The sequence below is a fragment of the Corallococcus exercitus genome (assembly GCF_003611585.1).
In the GTDB taxonomy this organism is placed as follows: Bacteria; Myxococcota; Myxococcia; order Myxococcales; family Myxococcaceae; genus Corallococcus; species Corallococcus exercitus.
Genome location: NZ_RAVW01000057.1, coordinates 1 through 13238, shown reverse-complemented (window position 1 = coordinate 13238; position 13238 = coordinate 1). Strand labels below are relative to the sequence as shown.

Annotated in this window: 11 protein-coding genes; 2 read left to right on the top strand and 9 right to left on the bottom strand. The window is 70.3% G+C overall.

Going from position 1 to position 13238, the window contains the following annotated elements; all coding sequences use genetic code 11:
• Position 1: 1 nt before the first annotated feature.
• Together hutI and D7W79_RS10130 are read left to right on the top strand one after the other, a co-directional pair.
• The gene (hutI, locus tag D7W79_RS10135) at positions 2–1267 is read left to right on the top strand and encodes an imidazolonepropionase (RefSeq protein ID WP_120525150.1); all 1266 of its coding nucleotides are present in this window, start codon (positions 2–4) and stop codon (positions 1265–1267) included.
• Between the two features lie 87 nt (positions 1268–1354).
• Positions 1355–2224 carry a class II glutamine amidotransferase gene (locus D7W79_RS10130; protein WP_120525149.1) on the top strand — a complete coding sequence of 290 codons (870 nt, stop codon included), beginning with the start codon at positions 1355–1357 and terminating at the stop codon, positions 2222–2224.
• Here D7W79_RS10130 and tsaE read toward each other — a convergent pair whose 3' ends face one another.
• From tsaE to tilS, 9 genes are all read right to left on the bottom strand, one after another.
• Complete coding sequence (gene tsaE / locus D7W79_RS10125; RefSeq protein WP_120525148.1) at positions 2225–2710, bottom strand: tRNA (adenosine(37)-N6)-threonylcarbamoyltransferase complex ATPase subunit type 1 TsaE; 486 nt, start codon at positions 2708–2710, stop codon at positions 2225–2227.
• The gene (locus tag D7W79_RS10120; RefSeq protein WP_120525147.1) at positions 2707–4239 is read right to left on the bottom strand and encodes an NAD(P)H-hydrate dehydratase; all 1533 of its coding nucleotides are present in this window, start codon (positions 4237–4239) and stop codon (positions 2707–2709) included. Before D7W79_RS10120 ends, tsaE begins: the two co-directional genes overlap by 4 nt.
• Before the next feature lie 14 nt (positions 4240–4253).
• A complete protein-coding gene (locus tag D7W79_RS10115; protein WP_120525146.1) occupies positions 4254–4628 on the bottom strand; it encodes a holo-ACP synthase in 375 nt (124 codons plus the stop codon).
• Between the two features lie 6 nt (positions 4629–4634).
• Complete coding sequence (locus D7W79_RS10110) at positions 4635–5360, bottom strand: pyridoxine 5'-phosphate synthase (protein WP_120525145.1); 726 nt, start codon at positions 5358–5360, stop codon at positions 4635–4637.
• A gap of 101 nt (positions 5361–5461) precedes the next feature.
• Positions 5462–6856: a phosphoglucosamine mutase gene (gene glmM, locus D7W79_RS10105; protein WP_120525144.1), complete on the bottom strand. Its 1395-nt coding sequence runs from the start codon at positions 6854–6856 to the stop codon at positions 5462–5464.
• Between the two features lie 164 nt (positions 6857–7020).
• A complete protein-coding gene (gene folP, locus D7W79_RS10100) occupies positions 7021–8244 on the bottom strand; it encodes a dihydropteroate synthase (protein WP_120525143.1) in 1224 nt (407 codons plus the stop codon).
• A gap of 155 nt (positions 8245–8399) precedes the next feature.
• The gene (locus D7W79_RS10095) at positions 8400–10436 is read right to left on the bottom strand and encodes a CBM96 family carbohydrate-binding protein (RefSeq protein ID WP_120525142.1); all 2037 of its coding nucleotides are present in this window, start codon (positions 10434–10436) and stop codon (positions 8400–8402) included.
• A gap of 302 nt (positions 10437–10738) precedes the next feature.
• Complete coding sequence (gene ftsH / locus D7W79_RS10090; protein WP_120525141.1) at positions 10739–12655, bottom strand: ATP-dependent zinc metalloprotease FtsH; 1917 nt, start codon at positions 12653–12655, stop codon at positions 10739–10741.
• Between the two features lie 182 nt (positions 12656–12837).
• The coding region (tilS, locus tag D7W79_RS10085) for a tRNA lysidine(34) synthetase TilS (RefSeq protein ID WP_147441873.1) at positions 12838–13238 on the bottom strand (401 nt) is incomplete at its 5' end.

Sequence of the window (13238 nt, the reverse complement as noted above, 5' to 3'; positions counted from 1 at the left end):
CATGGAAGCCCTGGACCTGTGGGTGCGCAACACCTCCGAGGTGCTCACCGTGGAGGGCACCCACCGCGAGCCCGCGGAAGCAGCCCTCACCCCGCGCCCGGGAGCGGGCATTGGCGTGAGGGACGGCCGCGTGGCCTACGTGGGCCCGGAGTCCGGCCTTCCCAAGGGCGCGCTCACGGACGCGACGGAGGTCATCGACGCCGAGGGCGGCTTCGTGGGCCCCGGCTTCGTGGATCCGCACACGCACCTGGTCTTCGCGGGCGAGCGCTCCGCCGAGTTCGACCTGCGCAACCAGGGCGCCACGTATCTTGAAATCGCGAAGGCGGGCGGCGGCATCGTCAACACGGTGAGCGCCACGCGCGCGGCGAGCGAGGAGGAGCTGGCCACGCTCGCCCTGCCCCGCCTGGAGCGGCTGCTCGCGCAGGGCGTGACCACCGCCGAGGTGAAGAGCGGCTACGGCCTGTCGCTGAACGACGAGCTCAAGATGCTGCGCGCGGTGCGCCGGCTGGGCGCGCTGTCACCGCTGGAGCTGGTGCCCACGCTGCTGTGCGCGCACGCGGTGCCCGCGGAGTACAAGGACCGCCGCGCCGAATACCTGGACCTCTGCATCAACGAAATCCTGCCCGCCGTGGCGCGCGAGGGCCTGGCGCGCTTCTGCGACGTCTTCACGGAGGAGAGCGCCTTCACCGTGGACGAGTCGCGCCGGCTGCTCAACGCGGCCAGGGCGCTGGGCCTCACGCCGCGCCTGCACGCGGATCAGCTCACCGCGTGTGGCGCTTCGGCCCTGGCAGCGGAGGTCGGTGCCGCCAGCGCGGACCACCTGGAGCAGGTGACGGACGAGGGCATCCGCGCGCTCGCCGCCGCGAACGTCACCGCCGTGCTCGTGCCTACCTCCACCCTCTTCCTGCGCATGCGCCCCTACGCGCCCGGCCGGAAGCTGCGCGACGCGGGCGTCAACATTGCTTTGGGTTCAAACGTGAATCCCGGTTCTTCCATGACGGAGAACACGGCCCTGGTGCTGGGGCTCGCCTGCCTGGAGAACGGGCTGTCGGCCGCGGAAGCCTACTGGGCCGCCACCCGAGGGGCCGCGCAATGCTTGGGGTTGCAACGGCAGGGGCGACTGGCCGTGGGTGATGCGGGCGACCTGGTGGTGTTCTCCTGTCGCGGCTACCGGCACCTGCCTTATCATCTGGGTATCAGTCACGCGCGCGTGGTGGTGAAGGGTGGACGCGTGGTGTTTCGCGCGCGAATGAATCACTGCCCCTGAGTGGATGCCGCTGAACAACTGGCATCGGCCAAGGGGGCAGGTGGAACTTCCCTCGTGGGCCGGCCGTTGTAGAGATCAGCTGCCACCATGTGCCGATTATTTGGATTCAGAAGCGCCGTTCCCGCCGCTGTCCACACCGCCCTGGTCACGGAGAGGAATTCCCTCCTCATCCAGTCCCGTGAGCACAAGGACGGTTGGGGCATCGCCACCTATGGTCAGGAGTGCTCCCCGCTCGTCGCGCACGGCGTAGGGCCCGCGCACAGCGACCCTGACTTCGAGCGCGTGTCCAGCCAGGTGTCCGCGCGCACCGTGGTGGCGCACATCCGACAGGCCAGCGTGGGCGCGGTGGAGCTGCGCAACTCGCACCCGTTCTACTTCGGCCGCTGGTCCTTCGTGCACAACGGCACGCTGCGCGAGTTCGCGAAGCACAAGGCCGCCGTGGAAGCGCTCATCCACCCGGGGCTGCGCGTCAACATCAAGGGCACCACGGACAGCGAGCGCTGCTTCTACCTGTTCCTGACGCGGCTGTCGGCGCGCGGGCCGCTCGACGGCACGGTGAGCGTGGAGGCGATGGCGCAGGCGCTCGCGGAGACGATGACGCTCGTGTCCACGATGACGGACGTGCCGGGAAGCCGCGAGCCGAAGGAGCGCTCCGCGATGAACTTCCTCGTCACGGACGGCGAGGCGATGGTGGCCACGCGCCGCAACCGCACCCTCTTCATCTCGTCCGGCATGGGCGGTTGCCCGGAGTCCCTGCGGCCGCCGAACACGGGCGTGCCGCTCCAGCAGTTCCTCATCGCCAGCGAGTCGCTGTGCGGCGGGCCCCACTGGGTGCCCGTGGATGAAGAGGACGTGGTGGGCGTGGACTCGCGGCTCGTGTTCCACCGCTGGAAGGTGCAGACGCTGGCGGACGGGGTGCTGAACCCGCGGCCGCAAGAGCCGCACTCCGTGGCCTGATCAGCCCAGCCACGCGTCAAGCAGTGCCGCGGGACGCGCGCCGAAGGCCTCCACGTCGAGGCTCCGCGCGTCCTCGCCCTCATGGCGGAGCGTGACGCGCAGGAAGTCGCGCGGCGCGGCCTGGGGGATGCGATCCAACCACTCCACCAGCATCGCGTGGTCGCCGCCCACCAGGTCCAGGAACCCGGTGGCGTACAGCTCGTCGTAGTCCGTCAGGCGGTAGAGGTCCGCGTGGTACAGCGGGATGCGGCCCTCGTACGGGTACACGATGGCGAAGGTGGGGCTGGCCACCTCGGACTGCGCCACGCCCGCCCCTTCCGCCACGCCGCGCACCAGGTGCGTCTTGCCCGCGCCCAAATCGCCAATCAGCCCCACGAAGTCCCCGGGCTGGAGCAGCTGTCCCAGCTTCACGCCCAGCCGGTGCGTCTCCTCCGGCGAAGGAGACACGAGCCGCCGCGAGCGCGTGGGCTGCTCCGCGTTGCTCATCGCTCCCACCGCACCCAGACGTGGCCCAGGCCCACCAGGAGGTCCGTGGCGATGAGGCCCATCAGCCCGCGCTGCTGCGCCATCAGGTCGCCCGCCAGCCCGTGCGCGTAGACGGCCGTCCGCGCGGCCCTGGGCAGCGGGATGCCCTGCGCGAGCAGCGAGCCGCACACGCCCGACAGCACGTCGCCCGTGCCGCCCGTGGCCATCCCCGCGTTGCCCGTGGGGTTGATGTACACGCGCCCGCCCGCCTCCGCGATGAGCGTGCGCGAGCCCTTGAGCACCACCGTGACGTTGAGCGACGTGGCCATGTTGAGCGCCACGCCCACACGGTGCGCCTGCACGTCCTTCGTCGTCCGGCCCCACAGCCGCGCCATCTCCCCGGGGTGCGGCGTGAGCAGCACGGGCCCCTTCGCCCGCCGCAGCACCGTGAGGTCCTCCGCCACCGCGTTGAGCGCGTCCGCGTCCAGCACCGCGGGCACCTCCACCGACGCCAGCAGGTCGCCAATCAGCGCGCCCGTCTCCGGCCCCCGGGGAATGCCCGGCCCCATCACCAGCGCGTCCTTGCCCTCCAGCGCGGCCTTCAGCGCCTCCAGGTCGCCCTTGCCCAGCGGGCCTTCACCGGGCAGCGGGACGCCCATGATCTCCGGCGAGTGCGCCATCACCCAGGGCAGCGCCTCCGCGCGCGTGGCCACCGTGACCAGCCCCGCCCCGCTGCGCAGCGCGGCCAGGGCCACCATCGCCGCCGCGCCCGTCTTGCCCGGGCTGCCCGCCACCACCAGCACGTGGCCGTAGGTGCCCTTGTGCGAATCCGCGCGGCGCTTCGGCAGCGCGTCGCGCGCGTCCTTCTCCTCCACGCGGAACAGCTCCGCCCCGGACACCGCGCGCGTGGACTCCCCGCCCAGGCCGATGTCCACGCGCCGCACGTCGCCGCACAGCGAAGCGCCGGGCTCCAGTTCGTGCGCGGGCTTCACGAAGCCGAAGGCCACCGTGACGTCCGCCTCCACGCACGGCGAGAAGGGCTCCGCCGTGTCGCTCTGCAGGCCGGAAGGCACGTCCGCGGCCACCACCTTCGCCCCCGCGCGCCGCCACCGCGCCACGGTGCCAATGGCGTCCGCGAAGACGCCCTCCGGCGCGCGCTTCAAGCCGGTGCCGAAGAGGGCGTCCACCACCACGTCGCCCGGGCCCGCCTCCGGCAGCACTTCAAAAGCGCGCGGCGACTCACCGAAGCCCTCCAGCGCCTGGAGGTTGCGCTTCGCCTCCGGGGTGAGCTTCCCGGTGTCCCCCACCAGCGACACCACCACGCGGGCGCCCCCCTCCAGCAGGAAGCGCGCGGCGACCAGGCCGTCCCCGCCGTTGTTGCCGGGGCCGCACAGCACCGTGAAGCGCCCGCCCGGGCCCGCGATGCTCCGGGCGGCCTCCGCGAGCGCGCGGCCCGCGTTCTCCATCAACAACCCGGACGGCATCCCATGTTGGTCCTGGGCGGCCTTCTCGGCCTCACGCATCTGGACGGCGGTGAGCACGCGCTGCATGGCTTCCAACCTCCCTACTTCGTCTGGAGCACCACCGTGGCCGCGGCCACGCCGGCATCATGGGTGAGCGCGAGCATCGCCTCCCACCCTCGCGCTTCCATCACCTCACGGGCCACGCCGGAGAGCACGAAGCGCGGCGGACCGCCCTCGCGCACCACCTCCATGTCCCGCCACTTCACGCCGGGCGGCACGCCCATCGCCTTCACCAGCGCCTCCTTCGCCGCGAACCTCGCCGCGTACGCGCTGGCCGCGTCATGCCGGGGAGCGCAGTAGGCCCGCTCCCCGTCGGTGTACACGCGCGCGAGGAACGCCTCCGCGCGAGGACCGTCCAGGATGCGCTGGATGCGCTCGATGGAGCAGAGATCCAACCCCAGGCCGACGATGGACATGGCCGGCTACCCCGGGTCGCGCATCAGTTCGAGCATCTCGCGCACCGCGCGCTCGAAGCCCACCAGCACCGCGCGCGCCACGATGGCGTGCCCGATGTTGAGCTCGTCGATCTCCTGGATGCGCGCGATGGCCTGCACGTTGTCGTAGTTGAGCCCGTGGCCCGCGGCGACGCCCATGCCCAGCTTGGCGCTCGCCTTGGCCGCGTCCACGATGCGCGCCAGCTCCCGCGCGCGCTCCTTCTCGTTGCGCGCCTCGCAGTAGCGGCCCGTGTGCAACTCAATCCGGTCCGCGTTCACCTTGTGCGCCGCGCGCACCTGGTCCAGGTCCGGGTCGATGAACAGCGAGACGGCGATCTCCCCGTCCTTGAGGTTCTTGATGATCTTCGCGATGGACTCGCGCTGGCCCGCCACCTCCAGGCCGCCCTCGGTGGTGAGTTCCTCGCGCCGCTCGGGGACGAGCGTCACCACGTCCGGCTTGTACTCGTAGGCGATCTTCACCATCTCTGCGGTGGCGGCCATCTCCAGGTTGAGGAGGGTCTGCACCGTGTCGCGGAGGATGCGCAGGTCCCGGTCCTGGATGTGGCGCCGGTCCTCGCGCAGGTGGATGGTGATCTGCCGGGCGCCGGCCAGCTCCGCCATCGCCGCGGCCGTCACCGGATCCGGATACACGGTGCGCCGCGCCTGACGCAGCGTCGCCACGTGATCCACGTTGACACCCAGTCGCTGTCCCATCGTCCCGCTCCTTGCGCTGGCGCGGTGCGGGATTGTCCAGGGACCCGGGACCGCGCCGGCCCCTCTATTCGTGGCCGGCGTCCGGAAGTCAACCGCTGTCGCTAGCCGTTGAGCGCCTTGGAGAGCGCCTCGACGATTTCGCGGGCGTACGCCTCGTTGCGCGCCGCGTCCTCGCCTTCAATCAGGACGCGGGCCTTGGGCTCCGTGCCGGAGAAGCGCACCAGCACGCGGCCGGCGCTGCCCAGCTTCTGCTCCACGTTCTTGATGGCCTTCATCACCGTGGGCAGCTCCCCCAGCTCCTTCTTCTGCTTCACGACGACGTTGAGCAGCGTCTGCGGCACCGGCTGGAAGATGGAGGCCAGCTCCGACAGCGGCTTCTGCTGGCGGCACATGACGGCCAGCAGCTGCAGCGCCGCGAGCGTGCCGTCGCCCGTGGTGGTGTGGTTGAGGAAGATGAGGTGGCCGCTCTGCTCGCCGCCCAGGCTGTAGCCGTTGCGGCGCATCTCGTCCACGACGTGCCGGTCACCGACGCGCGTGCGGACCACCTTCACACCCCACTGCGCCACCGCGCGCTCCAGGCCGATGTTGCTCATCACCGTGGAGACGAGCGTCTTCTTCTTCAGCTCCTTGCGCGCGACGAGCTCACCCGTGCAGATGGCCATGATGGCATCGCCGTCCACGACGTTGCCCTTCTCGTCCACGACGATGAGGCGGTCCGCGTCGCCGTCCAGCGCGATGCCCAGGTGCGCGCCGTGCTTCACCACGGCCTTGGACAGGCCCTCCGGGTGGAGCGCGCCGCACTTGTGGTTGATGTTCTTGCCGTCCGGGGACACGCCCAGCGCGATGACCTTCGCGCCCAGCTCCTCCAGCACCGACGGCGCCGTGCGGTACGCCGCGCCGTTGGCGCAGTCCACCACGATGGTCATGCCCTCCAGCGTCAGCTCGCGCGGGAACGTGGCCTTCAGGTAGACGATGTAGCGGCCCCGCGCGTCGTCCAGGCGGATGGCCCGGCCAATCTTGGTCGCCGTGGGGCGGATGTTGTCGATCTCGCCGCTGGAGACCAGCTCTTCAATCTTGGCCTCGGTCTCGTCCGGCAGCTTGAAGCCGTCGCGCCAGAAGAACTTGATGCCGTTGTCCTGGTACGGGTTGTGGGACGCCGAGATGACGGCGCCCGCGTCCGCGCGCATGGACGTGGTGAGGTTGGAGATGCCAGGCGTGGGCAGCGGGCCCACCTGCTCCACGTCGACACCCATGGAGATGAGGCCGGCGGACAGCGCCTGCTCCAGCATGTAGCCGGACAGTCGCGTGTCCTTGCCCACGATGACGCGGTGGCGGTGCGGACCGTTGCGGATGAGGTACGCCAGGGCGCGCCCGAGCTTCATCGCGACCTCGGCCGTCATCGGATAGACGTTGGCGACGCCGCGGACGCCATCCGTTCCGAACAGCCGCTCCGTCTTCTGCGCTTCCTTGGGGGGCATGTCCATCCTGTACGCCATGTGTGCCGCTCCACCTTTCCCATTGCCGGAAGGGCTCCGGCCACTCGCGTCCGGGGGCTTATACCCCGTCCGGCACGTGGGCCCGAAGCTAGGGATGCGGTGCCACCCAGGCAAGCGCCCGGGCGTGCGGACCTGAACACCTCCGACGCCAGGGCTTGTCCGCGTCAGCCGCCATACAGGTCGCCGCCACCCCGGGCCCGCCGGATGGCGTCCGCCACCGCCAACGCGTCCCGGGCCTCTCCCACGTCGTGCACCCGCACCACGTCCGCGCCGCCCAGGACGGCCATGGCGGCCACGGAGCCCAGGGTGGCCGCCAGGCGCTCCTGGGGGCCCTTGCCGCCCGTCAGCTTCCCCAGGAAGGACTTGCGGCTGGTGCCCACCAGCAGGGGCTGCCCCAGCCCGCGCAGCTCCTCCAGCCGGCGCAGCAGGAAGAGGTTGTGCTCCAGCGTCTTGCCGAACCCGATGCCCGGGTCCAGCAGGATGCGCTCGCGAGGGATGCCCGCCTCGGTGGCCTGGAACATCCCCTCCTCCAGGTAGTCCATCACCTCGCCCACCACGTCGTCGTAGCGGGGGGCCTGCTGCATCGTCTTCGGCATGCCCTGGGTGTGCATCAGGCAACACGCGGCGCCCGCGGCCGCCACCACGCCGGCCAGCGCCGGGTCCGAGTGGAAGCCGGTGACGTCGTTGATGAGGTGGGCACCGGCCTTGAGCGCCTCCTTCGCGACGGCCGCCTTCATCGTGTCCACGGAGATGGGCACGGTGGAGCGGCGCTTGATGCTCTCCACCACGGAGAGGATGCGCGACAGCTCCTCCTCCGCGGACACCGGCAGGGAGCCCGGCCGGGTGGACTCGCCGCCTACGTCCAGGATGTCCGCGCCCGCGTCCACCAGCTTCAGCGCGTGCTCCACCGCGCTGGAGGCGTCCGCGAAGCTGCCGCCGTCGGAGAAGCTGTCCGGCGTCACGTTCACCACGCCCATGAGGTACGTGCGCGTGCCCCACTCGAACCGGCGCCCGCTCAGGGTCAGCGCCGGCCTGGGCGGGGGCGACAGCACCTCCTCCAGCACGCGCGCCAGGCCGTCCGTGCGGGGGGATTTTCTGGCCAGGGAGATCAGCCGGTCGAACTGCTGGCGGCTGCCGGACAGCAGCACCTCGCCGGGATGGTCCACGTGTCCGCCCGGCGTCCAGGTGGGCAGCTTCTCCCGCTCCTTGGAGCCGTACGGCGGGACCAGCTCCTCCTCGTAGGAGGGACGGCCCCCGGTGACGAGCACGTGCGCGTAGCCCAGCTCGCGCGTCAGGCGTTCGCGGTTGCGCGGGGACAGGTTCAGGCGGCGGAGGACCAGCGACAGGTCGTCGGAACGGTCACGGGAGATGAGGCGGGCGCGCAGCACGGTCAGGACCCCTTCAAGAGCGTGAGGGCGGCGAGGGGTCAGTGTCGCCGCTTCCCCCGGTCCAGGGAAGGGAGGACGGCAGGAACGCGCACGGGGCCCGGCGCCTCGCGAGGAAGGCACCGGGCCCGGCACGTCACTGCGTCACGCGCCAGCGCCTACGGCGCGAACTGGATGAGCCCCATGTCCGTCTGCCCTGAAGAGACGAACGTCGTGGCGCCCACCGGCGTGGAGCCCTCGAACGTGAAGCCCAGCCGGGTGGAGCCGTCGGGGGACACCGCCATGAACGCGCTGGACACCTGGGGCCCCAGCATGCGCGACCAGCGGTGGCTCCCCGTGGGGCTGAAGCTGGCCACGAACCGGAACGGCTGGGTCCGGGGAAGGCCCGGCGTGCCCAGCGCTCCTCCGCCGAAGTCGAACGTGACCGCCGACACGACGCCGTTCACCACGATGTTGCCCGCGCCATCCACCGCCACCTGCTCGGCCACGTCTCCGCTGGGCTGGGTCGTCAGCACGCGCACCCAGCCCTCGCCGCTGGACGCGGTGAGCGTGCCGAACACGCCGTCATCCGGCCGCACGTCATGCATGGGGTCATGGCTCGAATACGTCTGGCCCTGGAAGGTGAACGTCCCGTTGAAGCCCCCCGCGAACGCCACGCCCCCGTCGGGCAGGAACGCGAGACCGCGGATGCGGCCGACAGCGCCCTTCAGTCCGTAGCCCCACACCGGCGCGCCGCTCGGAGTGAAGCGCGCCACGAAGGCCGTCCCCACGCGCATGCCCGGCGTCGCGAGCACGGGGTTGTTGCCGCGGCCTCCCATCAGGATGTTGCCCGCCGCGTCCGTGGTGAGCGAGTTCGCCTCGGTGAACTCGTCCAGGGTCTCGAAGACCTGCGACCACTGGTGGCCGCCGTTGTAGTCGTACTTCACCAGGAAGAGGGACTGGGTCTGATCATCCGTGGCCTCGCTCATCGAGCCCGCGTAGAGCTCGCCGCCCCCCAGGTTCGTGTAGCCCTCGAAGTGGCCCGCGACGATGACGCTCCCGTTGGCGTCGGTGGCGACGACGGTGGGCACGACGAAGGAGGGATAGACCTGCCCCTCACCCCATGCGGGCCGCTTCTCCGCGCGGAAGCCGTTCGCCCAGACAGGGTTGCCGGTGGGCGACAGCTTCAGCACGAACATCCCCAGGGCGCCCGTGTTGGGATCGATGTACGGCAGCGCGCCGGTGCCCAGGTCAGGGCTGCCCTGGTAGGTGCCCACCACCAGCACGTTGCCCACCGGCGTCACCGTCATCGCCCCCAGCTCCACCTGCTGCCCCACCCCATATGCGCGCGACCACTGGTGCTGGGCCGCCGTGTTGAAGCGGGCCACCAGGAAGCCCGAGGGCCCCGGCAGCGCCGGACCGCCCGCCTGCGCCGGGCCGTCGTTGTACGACCCACCCAGCACGAAGCCGGAGCCATCCGGCAGGTTGATCAGCGCCCGCGCGCGCTCCCGCGCGGTGCCCCCCAACGTCTTCGCCCAGGCCTGCGAGGGCGTGCTGCTCCCCCGGTACGTGCACCAGTCGTAGCGGTAGACCGTGTCCAGCTGTGGCCTGCGCGAAACGTTGGACGCCTCCTCCGAGGAGAACTCCGCCCCGTCATCTCCCAGCGGGAGGACGCCCAGGTCGAAGGTATGGCGGCTGAGCACCGCGCCCTTCACCTCCGCCGTCAGCCAGGCGTCGTTGGCGACGGAAGCCACGGTGGCCACCGCGGCGCCCTCCGTCGGCCGGGTGTTCCAGGTGACGGCGGGCGGATAGACGCCTCCTGGCACCGGATGGAACGACACCCCCGTGTTCGTGCCCTGCTTCGCGTACAGCCGCAGTCGCGCCTGGACGAGCTCGCCCCCCTCCCCTTCCTGTTGGAACCGCAGATAGGACTGGTAGCGCGTGGGGGCCGCGTCCACGTACAGCGTGGACTGGGTGCTCATGTTCACATCCGGCTGGTCATTCCGCACCGACGCGTCGGCCACCGCCACCAGCGTCCTCGAGTCGAGATAGCTCCGGGGCTGGCACACGGTGGGCAGCACCGCCTGCTCCACCGCCTTCAACGCCCCGTCCTGCATCTCGTCCTGCGTCCCCGTCGCTCCCCCGCACCGTGGCAACAACGCCAGCATCGCGAACGCCGCTACGCCCTGCGCTCCCCGCTTCCACCCGGTCTGCATTGTCGTGTCGTCCCCCACGAGGCCTTCCCAAGCCCCGTGGTCCCTGGAAATTGCATCCCCGGTGCCAGCGCGAATCCGCTCGTGGACACCGGGACTGCACCGAAGGGACGCACTCGCGGTGCCCTGCACGGAGAAGCCGCGCGCGGTGCGAGGGAACGCGGAGGGGCCGGATTGGGGCCTGGATTTCACTCAGAGCAAAGCCCGTCCGGGCACCAGGCAGGCGGCGCGAGGACAAACGAAAAGGCCCTCCCCGGTACGCGGGAAGGGCCTTCGTCACTTCAGGAGGGAAGCCTTGAGAGGCGTTACGCCTTCTTCGGCTCCATGTTGGGCAGGCCCTCGAGCGCGTCGAGGATCTTCCGCTTGTCCTTCTTCTCCGTCGGCTTCGGCGTGGAGCTCACGCGCGGGGCCGGGCGCTCACGGGTGAGCTGGCCACCCTGCAGGATGATGTTCACGTCCTCGGCGTCGAGCGTCTCGTACTCCACCAGGGCGTCGGACACGCGCTGGAGCACGTCCAGCTTGTCCGTCAGCAGCTGCTTGCCGGTCGTGTAGCAGCCCACGACGATGCTGCGGACCTCGGCGTCGATCTGCCGGGCGGTGTCCTCGGAGTAGTCCTTGGACGAGTTGAAGTCGCGGCCCAGGAAGACCTCACCGTCGCTCTTGCCGAACGCCAGCGGGCCCATCTTCTCGCTCATGCCCCAGCGGCACACCATGGCGCGCGCCGTCTCCGTCGCACGCTCGATGTCGTTCGCCGCGCCGCTGCTCATCTCGTTGAACATGAGCTCTTCGGCGATGCGGCCACCCATGGCCATGGTGATCTGGTCGAGGATCTGCTTGCGGTAGCCGTTCACCTTGTCCTCGGTGGGCAAGCTCCAGGTGACACCCAGGGCCTGACCACGCGGGATGATGGTGACCTTGTGCAAGGGGTCGCAGCCGGGCAGCAGCTTGGCGAGGAGCGCGTGGCCGGCCTCGTGGACGGCCGTGTTCCGCTTCTCCTTGTCGGTCATGATCATGGACCGGCGCTCCGGGCCCATGAAGACCTTGTCCTTCGCCTGCTCGAAGTCCGCCAGGTCCACGCGCTCCTTGTTCTGGCGCGCGGCCATCAGGGCCGACTCGTTGACCAGGTTCTCCAGGTCCGCGCCCGTCATGCCGGGCGTTCCGCGGGCGATGACCTCCAGCTCCACTTCCGGGGCCAGCGGCACGCGGCGGGTGTGCACCTTCAGCACGCCCAGGCGGCCCTTGAGGTCCGGACGGGGAACGATGATGCGGCGGTCGAAGCGGCCCGGGCGCTGGAGCGCCGGGTCCAGCACGTCCGGACGGTTGGTGGCGGCGATGAGGATGACGCCGTCGTTGGACTCGAAGCCGTCCATCTCCACCAGCAGCTGGTTGAGCGTCTGCTCGCGCTCGTCGTGACCGCCGCCCAGGCCCGCGCCACGGTGGCGGCCCACGGCGTCGATTTCGTCGATGAAGATGATGCAGGGGGCGTTCTTCTTGCCCTGCTCGAAGAGGTCGCGCACGCGGCTGGCGCCGACGCCCACGAACATCTCCACGAAGTCCGAGCCGGAGATGGAGAAGAACGGGACGCCCGCTTCACCGGCCACCGCGCGGGCGAGCAGCGTCTTGCCCGTGCCCGGGGGACCCATCATCAGGACGCCCTTGGGGATGCGGCCGCCCAGTTTGGTGAACTTCTTGGGGTCCTTGAGGAAGGCGACGATCTCCTCCAGCTCCTCCTTGCACTCGTCCACGCCGGCCACGTCCGCGAACGTGACCTTGTTGTGGCTCTCGCTGAGGAGCTTCGCCTTCGACTTCCCGAACGTCATCGCCTTGCCGCTGCCGCCCTGGAGCTGGCGCATGAAGAAGATGAAGAACAGGAACAGGAAGACGACGGGCATCCACTGCCCGAGGATGGTCAGCCAGAGGCTGTTCTGCTCCTCGCGCTCGTACTTCACGTCCACGCCGGAGGCGCGGAGCTGGTTGAGCACGGCCACGTCCGGAGCGGGACCCGTGGTCCGGAACTTGTCGTTCGAATCGCTGAACGTGCCGGAGTAGGTGTTGCCCTTGACGGAGACGGCCCGGACCTTCTTCTCCTCCACCTTGGTCAGAAGCTGGGTGAAGGTCGGTTCCTGCACCTGCTCGTTGCCTTGCGAGAAGAAATTGTAGAAGGCGACGAAGAGGACGATCAGGATGACCCAGAGCCCGATGGTCTTGTAGGTCGAACGCACGTTTCAGCTGCCCTTTCGGTACTCGGCGGGATGAGGGCCGTGCCAGGAAGAACCCCGGCGAGTTTCGTCATGTTGCCCGGCGCCCGCCCGTGTGCAGGCCAGCGACGGACCGTATCAGCAACAGCAAAAAGCCCTCAACTATTTAGGGGACCGCGACCATCCCCCGTTTCGAAGCTTCGACTCTATAACGGAGGGGTCTTCCGTTCGCTTGAAGCCGGCGGGAATGCCCACAGCGAGTGTCGGCAAGCCACCGCGCCAGGCTCGACGAAGCGCGGCACGACCCCGGGAAGCCACAGCGGAACATCGCGCGCGTCCACCACCACCGGCTGCGCGTCGCGCGCCTCCGCTGGAACGCGGGCATCCACCAGCGCGTCCTGCACCTTGCGGTGACCCGCGCGCGTCCGGACGCGATCTCCCTGCTTCCTCGAACGCACCGTGAGTGGCCACGCCGTCCCCTCCTCCAACACCAGGGCCAACACTCCCGGGGGCGCGGATCCTTCCGCCACCTGGAAGCGCCACGCGCCGAAGTCCCCCCGCGCCCCCGGCCCCGCGAGCACCAGCGGCGCGGGAGGCGCCTGGGGTC

What these genes read in the sequence shown, in the direction of transcription:
- D7W79_RS10115 (WP_120525146.1), bottom strand. Translation starts at nt 4,628, where the DNA reads ATGTCCATCGTCGGCCTGGGGTTGGATCTCTGCTCCATCGAGCGCATC.
- tsaE (WP_120525148.1), bottom strand. Translation starts at nt 2,710, where the DNA reads ATGAGCAACGCGGAGCAGCCCACGCGCTCGCGGCGGCTCGTGTCTCCT.
- D7W79_RS10130 (WP_120525149.1), top strand. Translation starts at nt 1,355, where the DNA reads ATGTGCCGATTATTTGGATTCAGAAGCGCCGTTCCCGCCGCTGTCCAC.
- D7W79_RS10095 (WP_120525142.1), bottom strand. Translation starts at nt 10,436, where the DNA reads ATGCAGACCGGGTGGAAGCGGGGAGCGCAGGGCGTAGCGGCGTTCGCG.
- hutI (WP_120525150.1), top strand. Translation starts at nt 2, where the DNA reads ATGGAAGCCCTGGACCTGTGGGTGCGCAACACCTCCGAGGTGCTCACC.
- D7W79_RS10110 (WP_120525145.1), bottom strand. Translation starts at nt 5,360, where the DNA reads ATGGGACAGCGACTGGGTGTCAACGTGGATCACGTGGCGACGCTGCGT.
- D7W79_RS10120 (WP_120525147.1), bottom strand. Translation starts at nt 4,239, where the DNA reads ATGCAGCGCGTGCTCACCGCCGTCCAGATGCGTGAGGCCGAGAAGGCC.
- glmM (WP_120525144.1), bottom strand. Translation starts at nt 6,856, where the DNA reads ATGGCGTACAGGATGGACATGCCCCCCAAGGAAGCGCAGAAGACGGAG.